This window comes from Streptomyces sp. NPDC002825 (assembly GCF_040295385.1).
Taxonomy (GTDB): domain Bacteria; phylum Actinomycetota; class Actinomycetes; order Streptomycetales; family Streptomycetaceae; genus Streptomyces.
Window position 1 is genome coordinate 1 of sequence record NZ_JBEOVH010000017.1, and the last position, 18,014, is coordinate 18,014.

The window sequence follows — 18,014 nt, forward strand, 5'->3', positions numbered from 1 at the left end:
CTCTTCTGTTCCCACCGGCCGCCCCCCTCCCCCCCCCGCGGCGCCCCCCCCCCCCCCCCCCCGGCCGTGTCTCGATCATGCCGGGCCACCACGGCGGCCCGACGGGGGTTCAGCGGATCTCGGAGATCTCCGGGCCGCGCTGAAGCTGACCCATGCCGCCCGAGAAGCGGGAGTTCTCCTGCTCCTCCTGCTGCACGCCGTCCGGCACCATCTGCGCGTCGTTCGGCAGCTTGAGGACGATCGGGTCGCGGGGGGCCATCGGACCCTCGCCGCGGACGACCACGGTGTCCCGGACGATCTGCTCCAGGAGGCCGGCGGCCTCGGGCTGGACCGCGCCCTGCCCGGAGATCACTCCGCGCAGGAACCAGCGGGGTCCGTCGACGCCCACGAAGCGCACCAGCTGCACGCCGCGGTTGCCGTCCGGCAGCTGCACCGGGACCTGCGCCCGCAGCTCCCAGCCGAGGGGGCCCTCGACCTCGTCGATGGCACCGCCCTGCTGGACGATGCCGGTGGCGATCTCGTCGCGGACCTCGCCCCAGATGCCCTCGTTCTTGGGGGCGGCGAAGGCCTGCAGCTGTACGGCGCTGTCGCGCAGCACGACGGTGGCCGCGACGATCGCGTCGCCCGCCACCTCCACCCGCAGCTCCATGCCCTCGACTCCGGGCACGAAGATCCCGCCGAGGTCCACGCGGCCCTCGTCGGGCTTGGCTACCTCGGAGATGTCCCAGGGTCCGTCGGGCCGGGGCGCCGGCGGAAGGTTCACGCGGCGCGGCGCCTCGGCCGCGTCCTCGCCCTCCACCGCGTCGACGACCTGCTCGGCCTCGCTCGCCGCGTCCTCGGCGGCACCGCTCTTCTTGCGACGTCCGAACACGTCACTGTCCTTCCCGGTCGGATACGACCGAAGCGTATCGATTCCCACCCGTTGTGCCGTCCACGGCGGCATGACCGCCGGTGGAACCGAAGCCCCCCTCGGCCCGCGCCGAACCGGGAAGCTCCGCCACCTCGTGGAAGCGAACCTTCTCGACCTGCTGGACGACAAGCTGGGCGATCCGATCGAATCGTTCGAACCGCACGTCCTCGCGCGGGTCGAGATTGACCACGATCACCTTGATCTCTCCACGGTACCCGGCATCCACCGTCCCCGGGGCATTCACGAGCGCCACTCCGCAGCGGGCGGCGAGACCGGAGCGCGGGTGCACGAAGGCCGCGTACCCGTCCGGGAGGGCGATGGAGACCCCGGTGGGCAGCACGGCGCGCTCGCCGGGGGCCAGCACGGCGGCCTCGGTGGTCACCAGGTCGGCTCCGGCGTCGCCGGGGTGCCCGTAGGCCGGGATCGGCACCTCCGGGTCCAGGCGCCGGATCAGTACGTCGACAGGGTTGCGCATCAGGGGTTCACCTCGAAGGCGCGGGCGCGCCGGACCTGGTCGGGGTCGGACATGGCGGCCTGGATCTCCTCCGGGCGGCCGTTGTCGATGAAGTGGTCGACCTTGACCTCGATGAAGAGGGCGTCGGCGCGGACCGCGACGGGGCCCTCGGGCCCCCCGATCCGGCCGACGGCGGTCGAGTAGATCTTGCGGCCGTGCACGGCGGTGACGGCGGCCTCCAGGTGGAGGACCGTGCCGACCGGGACGGGCCGGGCGAAGTCGGTCTCCAGGCGTCCGGTCACGGCGATGACCCGCAGCAGCCAGTTCAGGGAGCCGAGGGTCTCGTCGAGCGCGGTGGCGAGCACGCCGCCGTGCGCGAGGCCGGGGGCGCCCTGGTGGTCGGGGGTCACCGTGAACTCGGCGGTGACGGTCACGCCCTCGCCCGCGCGCGCTTCCAGGTGGAGGCCGTGGGGCTGCCCGCCGCCGCACCCGAAGCAGTGCTCGTAGTGCGCACCGAGCAGCTCGCCGGGGGCGGGCGCGTCGGGGTGGCGTACCGGCGGTATGGCGTCGGCCGGCGGGGTGAGGGCGGCAGATGTTGCAGTCACAGCCGCAGACCTTACCCGCGCGGATGCCCGCAGGTCGCGCCGTGCCGGGCCCCACGGGGACGGGGCGGGTCACGGCGGGGGGTGGGGCGTCGCTCACGCCGTCCCGGGCCCATACCCGACCGCGCGGCTCACGCCGTGCCGGGCCCCACGGGGACGGGGCGGGTCACGGCGGGGGTGGGGCGTCGCTCACGCCGTGCCGGACCCACGCCCGACCGCGCGGCTCACGCCGTGCCGGGCCCCACGAGGACGGGGCGGGTCACGGCGGGGGGTGGGCGTCACTCACGCCGTCCCGGGCCCACACCCGACCGCGCGGCTCGCGCCGTGCCGGGCCCCACGAGGACGGGGCGGGTCACGGCGGGGGGTGGGCGTCACTCACGCCGTGCCGGACCCACGCCCGACCGCGCGGCTCGCGCCGTGCCGGGCCCCACGGGGACGGGGCGGGTCACGGCGGGGGGTGGGGCGTCGCTCACGCCGTCCCGGGCCCACGCACGCGCGCCCGGGTCTCGCCGTGCCGGCACCCACGCGGGCGGGCGTCGCTCGCGCCGTGCCAAGCTTGGTCGCATGCAGCCTTCCGTACCGTCCCAGGCCCCCTCCCCCGCGCCCGCCGCCGCGCCGCGCTTCGACGAGCGGCTCACGGCGCCGCGCTCGTGGTGGGTGATCGTGGGTCTGCTCGGTCTTTCCGGCGGTCTGATCATGTTCCCGCTGGGCACGGTCCCGATGCTGGGCGGCATCATCGTGGCCGCCGTCCTCGCCGGGGTGGCGGTCTCCTCGTACGGCTCCGCCCGGATCCGGGTGGTGGCCGGTTCGCTGGTGGCGGGCGACGCCCGGATCCCGGTCTCGGCGCTCGGGGCGGCCGAGGCGCTGGACGCGGAGGAGGCGCGCGCCTGGCGCACCCACAAGGCGGACCCGCGCGCCTTCATGCTGATGCGCAGCTATGTGCCGGGGGCGGTACGGGTCGAGGTGACGGACCCGGCGGACCCGACGCCGTACGTGTACCTGTCCAGCCGCGAGCCGGAGGCGCTGGTCGCGGCCCTGGAGGCGGAGCGCGCCCCGCTCGGCGGCTAGAAGCCCAGTTCCTCGGGGTTCTCGGGCTGCTCCAGCGGGGGCAGCTCCGGGAGGGCGTCCCAGGGGATCTGGCGGGCGCGGAGGTCCTTGCGGATGTGCGCGGCGAGCTTCTTGGTGTCGCGGCGGTTCATGACGGCGCCGACGGCGGCGCCCACCATGAAGGGCATGAGGTTCGGCAGGTTGCGCACCATGCGCTTCATGATCTGCTGGCGCAGTTCGCGCTTGAGCTGGCCGCCTAGTGCGGCGTTGACCGTGGTGGGCCTGGTGGGGTCGATGCCCCGCTCCTCGGCCCAGGAGGTCAGATAGGCCGTCGAACGCTGGGTGATCCGGCCGGGGGGCCGCAGCCCGTAGACCTCGTGCAGTTCGGCGATGAGTTTGAGCTCCACGGCGGCGACGCCGGTGATCTCGGCCGCCAGTTCGGCCGGCAGGGCCGGGGGCACGGGGAGCATGGCGGCGGCGCCGACGCCCGCGCCCACGGTCGAGCTCGCGTTCGCCGCGCCGGCGACGAGCTTGTCGGCGATCTGCTCGGGGCCGAGCCCGGGGAACTGTCGGCGCAGGGTCGCCAGGTCGCGGACGGGGATCCGCGGGGCGAGTTCGATCAGCCGGTCGGCGAGATGGCCGAGGCCGGCCCTGGCGCTGTCTCCGCCGCGCTTCACGCCCTTCCGGACGCCCTGCGTGACGCCGCGCCGAACGGCGTCGATCCGGCCGGGATCGATCCTGATCCGGTCGAGCTGGGCCCGCGCCGGGTTGGCGAGGCGCCGGACGGCGCCGAAGCGTCCGCCCTGCCGTGCTTCGGCCTGCCCGGCCTGTTCCTGCCCCTCGGGCAGGCGTGCCGTATCCGTCTCGGCGACCTCGATGACTGCTTCGAGCGAGGCCGGGAGGCCTCGCTCGTCGTCACGTGCGCCGAGGGAGGGCAGGGAGGCGGCGCGCTCGGCTTCAGGTGCCTCCTGGGCGCCCTCTGCCGGGCCCGGGCCGCCCTTGTGCGTCTCCGGGCTCCCGGGGAGCCGCAGACGCCGCTTCCGGGACGGGTTGTCGCCTGCCACGGCCGAGCGGTCTCAGTCGCAGTCGCGGCAGATCGGCTGGCCGTTCTTCTCCCGCGCCAGCTGGCTGCGGTGGTGCACGAGGAAGCAGCTCATGCAGGTGAACTCGTCGGCCTGCTTGGGCAGGACCCGGACGGCCAGCTCCTCGTTCGAGAGGTCGGCGCCGGGAAGCTCCAGGCCTTCGGCGGCCTCGAACTCGTCGACGTCGACGGTCGAGGTCGACTTGTCGTTCCGGCGGGCCTTCAGTTCTTCAAGGCTGTCCGAGTCGACGTCGTCGTCGGTCTTGCGTGGGGTGTCGTAATCCGTTGCCATGTCGCTCTCCCCCTCTGGGTGGTTGCGGTGTCTCCAGCGCACGTAACGCGTGAGAGGTCGGACTTGTGCCCGACCTGAGGCGGAGATTTTGCCTCACATCAAGGTCTGTTACTCAATCGACACCCGTCGCGCACTCTCGCGAGTGATCGGCTTCGGGTGGCGAACCGGACCGTACACGGTCCTCCGGGCGGCCCTCACGGGTGCCACCCCGTGTACTTCCCGTCATTCCGGGCCCCGGAAACCCGGACTTTTCCTGGTTTTCCGAGGGATTTCCCGGTCACGGAGAGTGGAGGGCCGGACACCCTCTCCTGTGATCGATCACACATGAGCGTCTCAGAATCGGGGCTCCGGAATTCCGCGCAAAGCGAACGGAACCGGTCGGCCCGTGCAGTGTGTCAGATCGGCAGAGTGACGCGCATCACGAGTCCGCCGCCCTCGCGCGGCTCCGCGATGATACGGCCGCCGTGGGCTCTCGCCACGGATCGGGCGATCGACAGGCCGAGACCGACCCCCTTGTCGCTGCCGGTCCGCTCCTGCCGGAGCCGCCGGAACGGCTCGAAGAGGTTGTCGATCTCGTACGCGGGGACCACCGGTCCCGTGTTCGAGACGACCAGGACCGCCTGGCCGTCCTTGGCCTCGGTGGTGACCTCCACCCAGCCACCCTCCGGCACGTTGTACCGGACGGCGTTCTGGAGCAGGTTCAGCGCGATCCGTTCGAGGAGCACGCCGTTGCCCTGGACCACGGCGGGCGCGCGCTCGCCGCGGATCTCCACGCCCTTGGCCTCGGCCTCGGCGTGCACCTGGTCGACGCCCCGCTCGGCGGCCTCGGCCAGGTCGACGGGTTTGCGCTCGATGATCTGGTTGTCGCTCCGGGCGAGCAGCAGCAGGCCCTCGACGAGCTGTTCGCTGCGCTCGTTGGTGGCGAGCAGCGTCTTGCCGAGCTGCTGGAGCTCCACCGGTGCCCCGGGATCCGAGAGGTGGACCTCCAGGAGGGTGCGGTTGATCGCGAGCGGGGTCCGCAGCTCGTGCGAGGCGTTCGCGACGAACCGCTGCTGGGCCGTGAAGGCCCGCTCCAGGCGGTCCAGCATCTCGTCGAAGGTGTCGGCGAGCTCCTTGAGCTCGTCGTCGGGGCCGTCCAGCTCGATCCGCCGGGACAGGTCGGAGCCGGCCACCTGGCGGGCGGTGCGGGTGATCCGGCCGAGCGGGGAGAGCACCCGTCCCGCCATGGCGTAGCCGAAGGCGAAGGCGATGATGCTCAGGCCGAGCAGGGCGAAGAGGGAGCGGCGCAGGAGGTCGTCGAGGGCGATGTCGCTCTGGTGCCGCAGGCAGAGCGTGACGGCGTCGTTGAGCTGGTCACCGGTGGGCGACTCGGGCAGCCGGCACCAGGAGGTGGTGGGCTGGACCGTGCCGTTGACGACCTTGAACGGCAGCTGGGAGGTGCTGTCGCTGAGGGCCTGGGCGGTGAAGAGGTAGATGATCGACAGCAGCAGGATGCCGGCGATCAGGAACATCCCGCCGTAGAGCAGTGTGAGCCGTATCCGGATGGTCGGGCGCAGCAACGGCCGGACCGGGTCCCGGGGGTCCCAGGTCGGTTTCGGCGGCGCCTGCGGGTGGGGCGCGGGGGTCGTGGCCATCGGCTCAGATCCGGTACCCGGAGCCGGGCACGGTGACGATGACCGGCGGCTCGCCGAGCTTGCGACGCAGGGTCATGACGGTGACGCGCACGACGTTGGTGAAGGGGTCGGTGTTCTCGTCCCAGGCCTTCTCCAGGAGCTGCTCGGCCGAGACGACGGCGCCCTCGCTGCGCATGAGGACCTCCAGGACGGCGAACTCCTTCGGCGCGAGCTGGACCTCCTTGCCCTCGCGGAAGACCTCGCGGCGGTTCGGGTCGAGCTTGATGCCGGCGCGCTCCAGGACGGGCGGGAGCGGGACGGTGGTGCGGCGGCCGAGGGCGCGCACGCGCGCGGTGAGCTCGGTGAAGGCGAAGGGCTTGGGGAGGTAGTCGTCCGCCCCGAGCTCCAGGCCCTCGACGCGGTCGCTGACGTCGCCGGAGGCGGTGAGCATCAGGACGCGGGTGGGCATGCCGAGCTCGACGATCTTGCGGCAGACGTCGTCGCCGTGGACGAGCGGGAGGTCGCGGTCGAGGACGACGACGTCGTAGTCGTTGACCCCCACGCGCTCCAGAGCCGCGGCGCCGTCGTACACGACGTCGACGGCCATGGCCTCCCGGCGCAGTCCGGTGGCCACCGCATCGGCGAGCAGCTGCTCGTCCTCGACGACGAGTACGCGCACGTCGTAGATCCTTTCCCGTTGAGCCATTGTCCGAGGTGGGGACCGGCTGAAATCCGAGCACTGACTGTGCGTGTCCATCCTGCCCCGTACGCGCGTAAACCGGCTGTAAGACGGGGGTGCGGGGCCCGGGGCGGGCGGCTGTCGAGCGGGGGCGCGCGGTGGGGCGCGCGGGCCGGAACCAAGAATTCACCGGATTCTCGGGCCAGTTGAGGTTTCTCTGAGGAAAGGGCTGGGGAGGACGACTGCACACCCCGTGATCACGCCCTGTATGTGGCGCGCCACCTACCGCTCTCTGTCCCCCAGAGTTTGCAGTGTGTGATCCACCCACCCTCGGCACACCCCCGTGCCACCGGACCCACGAGGAGGGGGCGCACGATGGACGCTTTCACCGCAGGACTGCTGCACCGCATCAGGACCACGCAGACGGACCTCACGCGGGCCCGTGAGACGGGCGACGACTACCTGGCGGAGATGGAGCAGGCGGAGCTGGACGACCTGCACCGGCTGGCCGCCGAGCACGGCGTGGAGGTGGCCGCGCCGGGAGTCTGACCGTCCCACCTGTCCGACCCGTACACCCGTCCGGCCCGCACGCCCGATCCGCGGCCGTCCGACCGTACGCACGCGTGGGCCCCGGCGCCGTCCCGGCACCGGGGCCCACGTGCGTCCGTCTCCCGGCCGCCGGGAGGGCTAGTCGTGCCAGGCCCCCAGCTCCTCCAGGAGCTCCTGGAGCGGGGCGAAGAGGCCCGGGGAGGCGGCGAGCGTCAGTTCGCCGGACTCCGGCTCGCCGGGGCGGCCGCCGGTGAGGCCGCCGGCCTCGCGGGCGATGAGCGCGCCCGCGGCCAGGTCCCAGGGGTTGAGGCCGCGCTCGTAGTACGCGTCGAGGCGGCCTGCGGCGACGTCGCAGAGGTCGATGGCGGCCGAGCCGCCGCGGCGGATGTCGCGGACGCGCGGGATGACCTGCTGGGCCACGTCCGCCTGGTGGGCGCGGCGGGTCTGGATGTAGCCGAAGCCGGTGCCGAGGAGGGCCTGGTCGAGCGCGGGCGAGGGGCGGACGGCGAGACGCCGCTCCCCCGCGTACGCGCCGCCGCCGAGGACGGCGTGGTACGTCTCGCCGCGCATCGGGGCCTCGACGACGCCGACGACGGTCTCGCCGTCCCGTTCGGCGGCGATCGAGACCGCCCAGGTGGGCAGGCCGTACAGGTAGTTCACGGTGCCGTCGAGCGGGTCGATCACCCAGCGGATCCCGCTGGTCCCGGGGCTCGACGCGCCCTCCTCCCCGAGGAAGCCGTCCTGCGGGCGGTGCTCGGAGAGGAAGCCGGTGATCAGCTTCTCGGCGGCGATGTCCATCTCGGTGACCACGTCGATGGGGCTCGACTTGGTCTGGGCGACGGCCAGGTCGTCGGGCCGGCCGTCGCGGAGCAGCGCTCCGGCCCGCCGCGCGGCCTCCAGGGCGAGGTCGAGCAGTTCGGTGAGCAGGGGATCGGGTACGTCGGAAACGTCGGTCACGCTGAACTCCTTACGCGTACGGGCTGTCGGCGCCGGCCGCGGCGGGCCGCTCCGCCCTGGCCGGGCAGCAGCCGATGGGGCAGAGGTCGTGGGAGGGGCCGAGCGCACCGAGGGCGCAGCGCTCGACCCTGGCCCCCCGCTCGCCGGCGGCGCGCTCCAGGACGAGCTCGCGGACGGCGGCGGCGAAGCGCGGGTCGGCCCCGACGGTCGCCGAGCGCCGGACGGGCAGCCCGAGCTCGGCCGCCTTGGCCGTGGCCTCGGTGTCGAGGTCGTAGAGGACCTCCATGTGGTCGGAGACGAAGCCGATCGGGACCATGACGGCGGCGGGCACGCCGGCCCCGTGCAGCTCCTCCAGGTGGTCGCAGATGTCGGGCTCCAGCCACGGGATGTGGGGGGCGCCGCTGCGGGACTGGTAGACGAGCTTCCAGGGGTGGTCGACGCCGGTCTCCTCGCGGACGGCGTCGGCGATGACCCGGGCCACGTCGAGGTGCTGGCGGACATAGGCCCCGCCCTCGCCGTGCTCGGTGACCGGTCCTGAGCTGTCGGCGGCGGAGTCGGGGATGGAGTGCGTGGTGAAGGCGAGGTGGGCGCCGTCCCGCACGGACGGGTCGAGCTCGGCGAGGGAGGCGAGGACGCCCTCGATCATGGGCTCGACGAAGCCGGGGTGGTTGAAGTAGTGCCGGAGCTTGTCGACCCGGGGCAGCGGGAGCCCCTCCGCCTCCAGGGTGGCGAGCGCGTCGGCGAGGTTCTCGCGGTACTGGCGGCAGCCGGAGTAGGAGGCGTACGCGCTGGTGGTGAGGACGGCGATGTGGCGCCGCCCGTCGGTGATCATCTCGCGGAGGGTGTCGGTGAGGTACGGCGCCCAGTTCCGGTTTCCCCAGTAGACCGGCAGACCGAGCCCGGCCTGCGCGAAGTCGGTCCGCAGCGCGTCGAGGAGCGCGCGGTTCTGGTCGTTGATCGGGGAGACGCCGCCGAAGAGGAAGTAGTGCTGCCCCACTTCCTTGAGCCGTTCCTTCGGGATGCCGCGGCCGCGCGTCACGTTCTCGAGGAACGGGACCACGTCGTCCGGGCCCTCGGGGCCGCCGAAGGAGAGCAGCAGCAGGGCGTCGTACGGGGCGGGATCGTGCTGATCGGACATGGCACCGATCCTCCCACCCGCCGGCGGCGGCCAAGGGCGCGGCCTGTCCGGGGGTGTTCGTCCGAAAACCCGTCCATGAGCGTTCGTCCGAAAAATGGGGATGACCGACCGACTTCAACACCGTAGACTTTAGCCGTTAATTACACGTGTTGACCAAGGACCTCTCTTGCCCAGTCCCTACCGCGCGATCTTCGCGGCGCCCGGAACCGCCTCGTTCTCCGTCGCGGGATTCCTCGGCCGGATGCCGCTGTCCATGATGGGCATCGGCATCGTGACCATGATTTCGCAGGTCACCGGCCGGTACGGCCTGGCGGGCGCCCTCTCGGCGACGCTCGCGATGTCCGCCGCGGTCCTCGGCCCCCTGGTCTCGCGCCTGGTCGACCGGCACGGACAGCGCAAGGTGCTCCGCCCGGTCACGCTGGTCTCGCTGACCGCGGCCGCCGGACTGCTCCTGTGCGTGCAGCAGAAGGCCCCGGACTGGACCCTGTTCGTCTTCACGGCCGTGATCGGCTGTGTGCCGAGCGTCGGCGCGATGACCCGCGCCCGCTGGGCGGAGATCTACCGGGGCGAGGAGCGGCGCCTGCACACGGCGTACTCCTGGGAGTCGATCGTGGACGAGGTGTGCTTCATCTTCGGCCCGATCCTCTCCATCGGCCTGTCCACGGCCTGGTTCCCGGAGGCCGGTCCGCTGTTCGCCGGCGCGTTCCTGGCCGTCGGCGTCTTCTGGCTGACCTCGCAGCGCGCCACGGAGCCGGTGCCGCACCCCAAGGAGGGCGCCCGGGGCGCCTCCGCGCTCCGCTCCCGCGGCCTCCAGGTGCTCACCCTCGCCTTCGTCGCCACCGGCGCCATCTTCGGCTCGGTGGACGTGGTGACCGTGGCCTTCGCCGAGGAGCAGGGCAGGAAGGCCGCCGCGAGCCTGGTCCTGGCCGTCTACGCGCTGGGCTCCGGTCTGGCGGGCGCCGTCTTCGGACTGCTCCACCTCAAGGGCCAGGCGTCCCGCAGGTGGCTCCTGGGCCTGTGCGCGATGGCCGTGAGTATGATCCCCCTCCTACTGGCCGGGAACCTGCCGTTGCTGGCCGTGGCGCTCTTTGTCGCGGGCCTGTCCATCGCGCCGACGATGGTGACCACCATGGCCCTCGTCGAAGCGCACGTACCGCGCACCAAGCTGACCGAGGGCATGACCTGGACGGGTACCGGGCTCGCGATCGGCGTGGCGCTCGGCTCCTCGGCCGCCGGCTGGGTGGTCGACGCGTCGGGGGCGGAGGCGGGGTACGTGGTGCCCGTCGTCTCGGGCGCGCTCGCGGTCGCGGTGGGTCTCCTCGGACACCGCCGGCTGCGCAGGCCGGCGCCGAACCGGGAGGGGCAGCGTGGGCAGCACGACAGCAGCGGGGACAGCGGGGTCGGGGAGCGCCAGGACGGCGAGCAGCCCGTGGCGTAACTGGGCGGGGAACATCACCTCCCGCCCCGTACGGGAGGTGAGCCCGGCCTCGGCCGAGGAGCTCGCCGAGGCGGTGCGCCGCGCGGCCGAGGACGGGCTGCGGGTCAAGACCGTCGGCACCGGCCACTCCTTCACCTCGATCGCGGCCACCGACGGCGTACTGATCCGGCCGGGACTGCTGACCGGGATCCGGCGGATCGACCGCGAGGCGATGACCGTGACGGTCGAGTCGGGCACCCCGCTGAAGCGGCTCAACGTGGCGCTGGCCCGGGAGGGCCTGTCGCTCACGAACATGGGCGACATCATGGAGCAGACCGTCGCCGGCGCCACCTCCACCGGCACGCACGGCACGGGCCGCGAGTCGGCCTCCATCGCCGCGCAGATCCGCGAGCTGGAGCTGGTCACGGCCTCGGGCGAGCTGCTCACCTGCTCGGAGAAGGAGAATCCCGAGGTCTTCGCGGCCGCCAGGATCGGGCTCGGCGCCCTCGGGGTGATCACGGCGATCACCTTCGCGGTGGAGCCCATATTCCTGCTCACCGCGCGCGAGGAGCCGATGAGCTTCGACCGGGTCACCTCGGACTTCGACGCGCTGCACGCGGAGAACGAGCACTTCGAGTTCTACTGGTTCCCCCACACGGACAACTGCAACACCAAGCGCAACAACCGCAGCGCGGGCCCCGCCGCTCCCCCCGGGCGGATCGGCGGCTGGGTCGAGGACGAACTCCTCTCCAACGGGATCTTCCAACTCGCCTGCTCGCTCGGCCGGGCGGTGCCGCCGGTCATCCCGTCGATCGCCAAGGTCTCCAGCCGGGCCCTGTCGGCCCGTACGTACACCGACATCCCGTACAAGGTCTTCACCTCGCCCCGCCGGGTCCGCTTCCTGGAGATGGAGTACGCGCTTCCGCGTGAGGCGGCGGTCGCCGCGCTGCGCGAGCTCAAGGCGATGATCGAGCGCTCGCCGCTCAAGGTGAGCTTCCCGGTGGAGGTGCGCACGGCCCCGGCGGACGACATCGCGCTGTCCACGGCCTCGGGCCGGGAGAGCGCGTACATCGCCGTCCACCTCTACAAGGGAACGCCCCACCACGGGTACTTCACCGCGGTGGAGCGCATCATGACGGCGCACGGGGGCCGCCCCCACTGGGGCAAGGTCCACACCCGCGACGCCGCCTACCTCTCCGAGGCCTATCCGCGCTTCGCCGAGTTCACGGCGCTGCGCGACCGGCTCGACCCGGACCGGCTGTTCGCCAACGACTATCTGCGCCGGGTCCTGGGCGACTGACGGTCACTCGGCTCCCCCGTCGGCCCCGGCCGGCGCCGGGGCCTGGGTGGCCGGGGCCTCGGGCTGTCCCGTGGCCGGCTCCTGGGTCGGCGCGGTCGGTTCCGTCGTCGGACCGGTCGGCGTCGGCGCCGGAGTCGTCCCGCCACCGGCGGAACCGGAAGGGGTGGGCTCGGCCGACGGGGTCCCGGTGGCCGGCTCGCGGGTCGGCGTGGCTCCCGTCGTGGGGGTGCCGGTGCCGCCCTGCTGCCGTCCGGTGCCGTCGGCGGATCCCGAGGGCGCGGGCGCGGGGTCCTGCTGCCGGTCCGGCGCGTCCCGCTCCGCGCTCCCGCCTCCGCGGACCGCGGAACCGAAGGTGGTGGTGCCCTGCCTGCCGCTGAAGTCCTGCCCGGCGACCAGTTCGTAGGCGGTGATGCCCCCCATGGTGACGCCGAAGACCAGGGCGGCGGCGATCGCCGGGCGCTTCCAGCCCCGGACGCGGGTGCCGTGGGTGGTCGCCTCGCCGAACTCCTCGTCGGACGGGAGCGGGGCCGGGACCGTGGTGAGCAGGAGGGTCCGGTCGTCCTGCGGCCCGGCGGGGACCGGGACCTGACGCGCCTTCGGCTTGGCCGCCGCGGTCACGTCCCGGACCTGCTCGCCGGTGCGCTTGAAGAGGTGCTGGAAGAGCGGTCCGCCGCAGGTCGCGATGACACTGATCACACCGGCGCCGAGGATCGTGCCGTACACGCCGAGCGTCGAGGCGAGTTTGGCGGCGACGACCGCGGCCAGGGCACTGCCGGAGACCTGAGCCACACTCAGGTCGATCCTTCTCCTGCCGCTGTCCCCGCCCTCCTCCGGCTCGTCCCTGTCGGTTTCCGGCCTGTGACGCATCTCCAGCCCCTGATGGTTCATCCGTTCGCCTTGCACCCAGAAGGGACAAACAGGAGAAGCGAATAGTTCCGTTTCTGCTGTTTCTGTGAAGAGCGACACGTACGGGGGAAGATCGCGGAGACTCAACTCCCGTACCGCCCGAGAAGTTGAGCGGCGCGCCGGTCCACCCAGGTGGCCCGAATGGAGTACATTGACGAACCCTGGGTCCGGACGCCCTCACGGGTGCCCGCGATCACGGGGAGGGGGCCGGACACGGCGCTCGAACCGGCGGCGCCTCGGCATCGCACGGGAACCGGCTGCACAGAGTGACCGCCAGTCACTCCGGGTAGCGATCAGGTAACCGTGCCATAACGGCGTTCCAGGGTCCATGCCCGACACGCCGGGCAACTCGGCAAGGTAGTGGCAGGCTGCACCCGGGCAGGCCACACTCGACTAGCGGAAGCAGCGACGCACGTGACGTCGGCAGGCACCACCCGGGAGGTCCCCATGCCCGAACTGCGTGTCGTGGCCGTCTCCAACGACGGCACACGACTGGTGCTGAAGGCTGCTGACAGCACGGAGTACACGCTTCCGATCGACGAGCGGCTCCGTGCCGCCGTGCGCAACGACCGCGCGCGCCTCGGCCAGATCGAGATCGAGGTGGAGAGCCACCTCCGCCCCCGCGACATCCAGGCGCGGATACGAGCCGGTGCCTCCGCGGAGGAGGTCGCCCAGCTCGCCGGCATCCCCGTCGACCGCGTGCGCCGCTTCGAGGGCCCCGTGCTCGCGGAGCGCGCCTTCATGGCCGAGCGCGCCCGCAAGACCCCGGTCCGCAGGCCCGGGGAGAACAGCGGCCCGCAGCTCGGCGAGGCGGTGCAGGAGCGGCTGCTGCTGCGCGGCGCCGAGAAGGACACCGTGCAGTGGGACTCCTGGCGGCGCGACGACGGCACCTGGGAGGTGCTGCTCGTCTACCGGGTCGCGGGCGAGGTCCACACGGCCAGCTGGACGTACGACCCGCCGCGGCGGCTCGTCCAGGCGGTCGACGACGAGGCGCGGGCCCTGATCGGCGAGACGGACGACACGATCGCCGCCGCGCCGGAGCCGAGCTTCCCGTTCGTGCCGCGCATCGCCCGGCTGCCCCGGGACAGGCCGCTCGACCGCGCCCTGGACCGCCAGATCGACCGGTCCGACCGCCAGCTGGAGCGGGCTCCCGCGCCCGTCGAGCCGGAGGAGGAGCGGGACTCGCTGACGAGCCTCCTGGAGGCGGTGCCGAGCTTCCGCGGCGACATGGTCGTCCCCGAGCCGCCCGACACCGAGCCCTCGGAGGAGGCGGAGGCGGAGGAGCCGCCGGCCCCGGCCGCCTCGGCGGGCGCGGGCTCGGCCTACGCCGACGTCCTGATGCCGCGCGCCGTCTCGGGCCACCGGGACCGGCTGCACGGCGCCACCGACCGACAGGCCGAGGCGGACGGCGTCCGCCCGGGCCGCCGCGCCGCGGTACCGAGCTGGGACGAGATCGTCTTCGGCACCCGAAGGAAGAAGCAGGACTGACGGCTGTACGGGGAGGGCCCGCGCCTCTGGAGGACGCGGGCCCTCCGCGTACGACCGGGTACTGACGGGGCCCTCCCGCGTACGGCTGGGCGCCTTCCCCCGTACGCCTGGGTACGGGTGGGCACCCTCCCCCGTACACCTGGGTACTGGGCCGGGCCCGCCGCCCGTACGTCCGCCACTTGCCGGCGCGGGCCCCGCCCGTACGTCAGCTACTCGGGTACCAGCGCGGGCCCTGCCCGTACGCCTGCGTACCGACGCGGGCCCGCCCCTACGCCTCGCTTACTCGGGGTTCTGGCGCCGGCCCTGCCCGTACGGCCCCGGGCCGGTGCGCGCCCGCCCCGTACGCCCCGGTCACTCGGGTCCTAGCGCGGGTCCGGGCCCGTGGCGACCGGGCGGGTCGGGTCCGAGGACCATTCCGACCAGGAACCCGCGTAGAGGCCCGCGGGGATGCCCGCGATCTCCAGGGCGAGGACCTCGTGGGCGCCCGAGACGCCCGAGCCGCAGTAGACGGCGACCGGGGTCCCCTCGGTCGCGCCGAGCGCGGTGAAGCGGTCCCGCAGGACGTCGGCGGCCAGGAAGAGGCCCTCGGCGTCGACGTTCTCGGTCGTCGGGGCCGAGACCGCGCCCGGGACGTGCCCGCCGACCCGGTCGATCGGCTCCACGTCGCCCCGGTAGCGCTCCGCCGCCCGCGCGTCGAGCAGCAGCCCCGTACCGGCCAGCGCCGCCGCCGCGTCGGCGTCGAGCAGTCCGAGGGCGCCCGGTTCCGGCCGGAAGTCGCCCGGCTCGGGGGCGGGGACCTTCTCGGTCAGCTCGCCCGTCCAGGCCGCGAGGCCCCCGTCCAGGACCCGCACGTCCGGGTGCCCCGCCCAGCGGAGCAGCCACCAGGCGCGGGCGGCACCCCAGCCGAGCCCGCCGTCGTAGACGACGACCGGCCGGTCCTTCGAGACGCCCGCCCGGCGCATCGCGGCGCCGAAGACCTCCGGGTCGGGCAGCGGGTGGCGGCCGCCACTCCCGGGCGGTCCGGCGAGTTCCGCGTCCAGGTCGACGTAGACGGCGCCGGGAAGGTGGCCGGCCTCGTACGCGGGCCGTCCGGGCGGGCCGCCGAGCGTCCACCGGACGTCCAGGAGGACCGGCGGCCGCGGCCCGGCCGACTCGCTCAGCAGTTCGCTTGCGGAGATGATGGGCTTCATGGGAGCCATCCTCGCGCAGCCGCACGGCCGCGTGGGACGGTCCCGGCGACCTCCGACCGGATCGCGCCACGTTCGGTGCGCCCCGGGCGCGCGGCGCCGCCCTCGGTGTCACCATCGGACGCGTGGGCACGGCCGCGACGATGGTCCGAGGAGAGAGTGACGATGACGCAGGCGACTCCCCGATCCCCCGGCACACCCTGCTGGGTGAGCTTGATGGTGCACGGGATTGACGCCACGCAGGAGTTCTACAACGCGCTCTTCGACTGGGAGTTCGTCCCGGGACCGCAGCAGCTCGGCCCGTACGTGCGCGCGCTGCTCGGGGGCAAGGAGGTGGCGGGCATCGGCCAGCTGCCGCCCGACCGGAACCTGCGCATCGCCTGGACCCCCTATCTGGCCACCCAGGACGCCGACGAGACCGCCGAGAGCATCCGCTGCTGCGGCGGCACCGTCGCCGTCGGCCCGCTGGACGCGGGCGAGGCGGGCCGCATGGCCATCTGCTCCGACCCCACCGGCGCGGTCTTCGGGGTCTGGCAGGCGGAGGCGCACCACGGCACGGTGATCGCCGGGCCCCCCGGGACACCGGTGTGGAACGAGCTCCTCACGTACGAGACGTCCTCGATCGGCAAGTTCTACCGGACGGTCTTCGGCTTCGAGGTCGAGCCGATCGTCTCCGCCGACCACGACTACGCGACGCTGCACGTGGCCGGAGCGCCGGTGGCCTCGCTGCACGGCGTCGGCAACGCCCTGCCCCGGGACCGGGGCCCGCACTGGATGACGTACTTCGAGGTCGCCGACACCGACGCGGCCGCGCGGCTCGTCGTGGAGCTCGGCGGTCAGGTGCTGCGCCCGCCGCGCGAGGGCACGGCGGGCCGGCTCGCCCTGGTGGCGGACCCGGAGGGCGCGGTCTTCACCCTGGTCAGGTCCGCCGAGCGCTGACGCCTCCGGTCAGGTCCGTCGCGCCCTTCACGCGCGCCGCCTCCGGTCAGCCTCGGCGGCTCCCGTCAGCCGCGTCGGACCCCGTCACCCCCGGCGGCTGCGGGCCAGGCCGCGGCGGAGCCGGGCCACGGCCGTGCGCTGCGGGGCGGGGCCGCCGCCGGGCAGGCCGAGCTCGGTCAGCCGCTCGGCGGTGAAGTGGTGCGCGGTGCCGGGGTCGGCGTGGTGCTCGGCCAGGAAGGCGGCGGCCTCCTCGCGGAGCCCCGGATGGACCTTGTGCCGCATGCAGTAGCCGACGGCCCGGACGAGCGGCGTGAGCGAGGCCGGGGCCGCCCCGGGGACGGAGGGCTCCTCGCCGCCCTCCAGGTCCGCGACGAGGTGGTCGACGACGGTGAGCGGGATCCGGTTGCTGTTCTCGAAGGGGGTGAGCCGTTCGAGGACCTCGGCCGTGCCCACGCGCGCGATGGGGACGCCGTAGTGGACGGCGGCGGTGAGCATCGCCGTGGAGAAGCAGCCGACGACGAGCCCGGGCCGGCAGCGCTCGTAGAAGGTCTCGGCGAGCAGCGGCCCGTCGAGGACCGTGAGCCGTACGCCGCTGCGCGCGGCCTCCTCGTCCAGGGCCTGGGAGTAGCGGGCGGGCGCGGTCGGGTGCGGCTTGAAGACGATCGAGCGGTGTCCGGCCGCGGCGGCCCCGCGCAGCATCCGTACGTGCAGCTCCTCTTCCTCCTCGGCGGTGAGGAGGGAGAGGGCGGCGAGGTACTGGCCGAGCAGCAGGGCCGTCGGCTCGGCGGCGGCCGCCCGGGCGATCTCCGGGTCGTCGGCCGCCGCCTCGGCGATCTCCCGCAGGACGGCGCGGAAGGCGGTGTCGGGGACGAGTTCGGGCTCGACCCCGTACTCGCTCAGGAGCAGCGGGCGCAGGCCCGGCACCAGGTCGAGGTGGAGGACTCGGCGGACGCGGCAGGCGATCGACTGCGCGAGGTCGGAGCGGGTCGGGCCGTAGCTCATCAGGCCGTCGGCGTAGACGTGCACGGTGCTCTCGGGGAAGGTGCCGGCGAGCGCCTTGGCGGGGTTGACCTGGATGGATTCGACGATCAGCTCGACCGGGCCGGTGCCCAGGTCCCAGGCGGTGCGCAGGACGCGCTGCCAGAGCGGGGCCTCCTCGGGGCGGGGCGCCCAGGCGGCCGGGTGGTACGGGTGGATCGTCTCGTTCCAGTCGAGGGTGCCGTCGAAGCGGGCGGCGATCCGCTCGTACCCGGTCATGGTCTCCAGGCGCAGCGCGGTCTCCGGGATCTCGGCGTTGTGCGAGAGCAGCAGGAGCCGGCGGGCGGAGTCACGGGGGCCGAACTGTCCGGCGTCGAGCGCGGCGGCCAGGGTGGCCGCGCCGTACAGGGTGGACACCTGGAAGATCTGGACCGGCAGGTCGGGGGCGGGCGCCGTCTCGGGGGCGGGGGCCATGGG

The 18,014-nt window shown here is 73.5% G+C and carries 18 protein-coding genes; 6 read left to right on the forward strand and 12 right to left on the reverse strand.

Annotation, left to right across the window (positions count from 1 at the left end):
- Nucleotides 1-109 precede the first annotated feature (109 nt).
- Genes ABT041_RS21925 through ABT041_RS21935 form a run of 3 tightly spaced genes read right to left on the reverse strand, consistent with a single transcriptional unit; the run spans nucleotide 110 to nucleotide 1,969 of the window.
- Nucleotides 110-871: a DUF3710 domain-containing protein gene (locus ABT041_RS21925; RefSeq protein WP_351186882.1), complete on the reverse strand. Its 762-nt coding sequence runs from the start codon at nucleotides 869-871 to the stop codon at nucleotides 110-112.
- A 1-nt stretch (nucleotide 872) separates the two neighbouring features.
- Entirely contained in the window at nucleotides 873-1,385 is a 513-nt protein-coding gene (gene dut / locus ABT041_RS21930; protein ID WP_351186884.1) for a dUTP diphosphatase, read from the reverse strand.
- On the reverse strand, nucleotides 1,385-1,969 hold the full coding sequence (locus tag ABT041_RS21935; protein WP_351186886.1) for a PaaI family thioesterase: 585 nt from the start codon (nucleotides 1,967-1,969) through the stop codon (nucleotides 1,385-1,387). Before ABT041_RS21935 ends, dut begins: the two co-directional genes overlap by 1 nt.
- Nucleotides 1,970-2,530: 561 nt before the next feature.
- Here ABT041_RS21935 and ABT041_RS21940 point away from each other — a divergent pair.
- Entirely contained in the window at nucleotides 2,531-3,034 is a 504-nt protein-coding gene (locus tag ABT041_RS21940; protein ID WP_351186888.1) for a DUF3093 domain-containing protein, read from the forward strand.
- Here ABT041_RS21940 and ABT041_RS21945 read toward each other — a convergent pair.
- From ABT041_RS21945 to ABT041_RS21960, 4 genes are all read right to left on the reverse strand, one after another.
- Entirely contained in the window at nucleotides 3,031-4,077 is a 1,047-nt protein-coding gene (locus tag ABT041_RS21945) for a hypothetical protein (RefSeq protein ID WP_351186890.1), read from the reverse strand. The genes ABT041_RS21940 and ABT041_RS21945 overlap by 4 nt on opposite strands.
- A 12-nt stretch (nucleotides 4,078-4,089) precedes the next feature.
- On the reverse strand, nucleotides 4,090-4,386 hold the full coding sequence (locus ABT041_RS21950) for a DUF4193 domain-containing protein (protein ID WP_003955561.1): 297 nt from the start codon (nucleotides 4,384-4,386) through the stop codon (nucleotides 4,090-4,092).
- A 395-nt stretch (nucleotides 4,387-4,781) separates the two neighbouring features.
- Nucleotides 4,782-6,020: a sensor histidine kinase gene (locus ABT041_RS21955; RefSeq protein WP_351186892.1), complete on the reverse strand. Its 1,239-nt coding sequence runs from the start codon at nucleotides 6,018-6,020 to the stop codon at nucleotides 4,782-4,784.
- 4 nt (nucleotides 6,021-6,024) lie between these two features.
- Nucleotides 6,025-6,678 (reverse strand): response regulator transcription factor, encoded by a 654-nt coding sequence (locus ABT041_RS21960; protein ID WP_017237674.1) that lies wholly within the window; start codon nucleotides 6,676-6,678, stop codon nucleotides 6,025-6,027.
- A gap of 375 nt (nucleotides 6,679-7,053) precedes the next feature.
- Here ABT041_RS21960 and ABT041_RS21965 point away from each other — a divergent pair, with 375 nt between their 5' ends.
- Nucleotides 7,054-7,227, forward strand: a complete 174-nt coding sequence (locus ABT041_RS21965) for a hypothetical protein (RefSeq protein ID WP_167352214.1) — start codon at nucleotides 7,054-7,056, stop codon at nucleotides 7,225-7,227.
- A gap of 138 nt (nucleotides 7,228-7,365) precedes the next feature.
- On the opposite strand, the gene ABT041_RS21970 is transcribed toward ABT041_RS21965, so the two are convergent.
- The gene (locus tag ABT041_RS21970) at nucleotides 7,366-8,184 is read right to left on the reverse strand and encodes an inositol monophosphatase family protein (RefSeq protein WP_351186894.1); all 819 of its coding nucleotides are present in this window, start codon (nucleotides 8,182-8,184) and stop codon (nucleotides 7,366-7,368) included.
- A gap of 10 nt (nucleotides 8,185-8,194) precedes the next feature.
- Nucleotides 8,195-9,322 carry a ferrochelatase gene (locus ABT041_RS21975; RefSeq protein WP_351186896.1) on the reverse strand — a complete coding sequence of 376 codons (1,128 nt, stop codon included), beginning with the start codon at nucleotides 9,320-9,322 and terminating at the stop codon, nucleotides 8,195-8,197.
- Nucleotides 9,323-9,488: 166 nt separating this feature from the next.
- Here ABT041_RS21975 and ABT041_RS21980 point away from each other — a divergent pair, with 166 nt between their 5' ends.
- Both ABT041_RS21980 and ABT041_RS21985 read left to right on the forward strand, forming a co-directional pair.
- Nucleotides 9,489-10,760 carry an MFS transporter gene (locus ABT041_RS21980; protein WP_351186898.1) on the forward strand — a complete coding sequence of 424 codons (1,272 nt, stop codon included), beginning with the start codon at nucleotides 9,489-9,491 and terminating at the stop codon, nucleotides 10,758-10,760.
- Complete coding sequence (locus ABT041_RS21985; RefSeq protein WP_351186900.1) at nucleotides 10,690-12,039, forward strand: D-arabinono-1,4-lactone oxidase; 1,350 nt, start codon at nucleotides 10,690-10,692, stop codon at nucleotides 12,037-12,039. The genes ABT041_RS21980 and ABT041_RS21985 overlap by 71 nt, the downstream gene beginning before the upstream one ends.
- Nucleotides 12,040-12,042: 3 nt before the next feature.
- Here the strand turns inward: ABT041_RS21985 and ABT041_RS21990 are convergent, their stop codons facing one another.
- Complete coding sequence (locus ABT041_RS21990) at nucleotides 12,043-12,927, reverse strand: hypothetical protein (protein WP_502976571.1); 885 nt, start codon at nucleotides 12,925-12,927, stop codon at nucleotides 12,043-12,045.
- Between the two features lie 465 nt (nucleotides 12,928-13,392).
- Here ABT041_RS21990 and sepH point away from each other — a divergent pair, with 465 nt between their 5' ends.
- Complete coding sequence (gene sepH / locus ABT041_RS21995) at nucleotides 13,393-14,433, forward strand: septation protein SepH (RefSeq protein WP_351186904.1); 1,041 nt, start codon at nucleotides 13,393-13,395, stop codon at nucleotides 14,431-14,433.
- Nucleotides 14,434-14,795: 362 nt separating this feature from the next.
- On the opposite strand, the gene ABT041_RS22000 is transcribed toward sepH, so the two are convergent.
- Entirely contained in the window at nucleotides 14,796-15,623 is an 828-nt protein-coding gene (locus tag ABT041_RS22000) for a sulfurtransferase (protein ID WP_351186906.1), read from the reverse strand.
- 162 nt (nucleotides 15,624-15,785) lie between these two features.
- Here ABT041_RS22000 and ABT041_RS22005 point away from each other — a divergent pair, with 162 nt between their 5' ends.
- Entirely contained in the window at nucleotides 15,786-16,559 is a 774-nt protein-coding gene (locus tag ABT041_RS22005) for a VOC family protein (protein ID WP_351186908.1), read from the forward strand.
- An 84-nt stretch (nucleotides 16,560-16,643) separates the two neighbouring features.
- Here the strand turns inward: ABT041_RS22005 and ABT041_RS22010 are convergent, their stop codons facing one another.
- The gene (locus ABT041_RS22010) at nucleotides 16,644-18,011 is read right to left on the reverse strand and encodes a polysialyltransferase family glycosyltransferase (protein WP_351186910.1); all 1,368 of its coding nucleotides are present in this window, start codon (nucleotides 18,009-18,011) and stop codon (nucleotides 16,644-16,646) included.
- Nucleotides 18,012-18,014 lie beyond the last annotated feature (3 nt).

What these genes read in the sequence shown, in the direction of transcription:
- ABT041_RS21940 (WP_351186888.1), top strand. Translation starts at nt 2,531, where the DNA reads ATGCAGCCTTCCGTACCGTCCCAGGCCCCCTCCCCCGCGCCCGCCGCC.
- ABT041_RS21975 (WP_351186896.1), bottom strand. Translation starts at nt 9,322, where the DNA reads ATGTCCGATCAGCACGATCCCGCCCCGTACGACGCCCTGCTGCTGCTC.
- ABT041_RS22010 (WP_351186910.1), bottom strand. Translation starts at nt 18,011, where the DNA reads ATGGCCCCCGCCCCCGAGACGGCGCCCGCCCCCGACCTGCCGGTCCAG.
- dut (WP_351186884.1), bottom strand. Translation starts at nt 1,385, where the DNA reads ATGCGCAACCCTGTCGACGTACTGATCCGGCGCCTGGACCCGGAGGTG.
- ABT041_RS21950 (WP_003955561.1), bottom strand. Translation starts at nt 4,386, where the DNA reads ATGGCAACGGATTACGACACCCCACGCAAGACCGACGACGACGTCGAC.
- ABT041_RS21990 (WP_502976571.1), bottom strand. Translation starts at nt 12,927, where the DNA reads ATGAACCATCAGGGGCTGGAGATGCGTCACAGGCCGGAAACCGACAGG.
- ABT041_RS21955 (WP_351186892.1), bottom strand. Translation starts at nt 6,020, where the DNA reads ATGGCCACGACCCCCGCGCCCCACCCGCAGGCGCCGCCGAAACCGACC.
- ABT041_RS21965 (WP_167352214.1), top strand. Translation starts at nt 7,054, where the DNA reads ATGGACGCTTTCACCGCAGGACTGCTGCACCGCATCAGGACCACGCAG.
- ABT041_RS22000 (WP_351186906.1), bottom strand. Translation starts at nt 15,623, where the DNA reads ATGAAGCCCATCATCTCCGCAAGCGAACTGCTGAGCGAGTCGGCCGGG.
- sepH (WP_351186904.1), top strand. Translation starts at nt 13,393, where the DNA reads ATGCCCGAACTGCGTGTCGTGGCCGTCTCCAACGACGGCACACGACTG.
- ABT041_RS22005 (WP_351186908.1), top strand. Translation starts at nt 15,786, where the DNA reads ATGACGCAGGCGACTCCCCGATCCCCCGGCACACCCTGCTGGGTGAGC.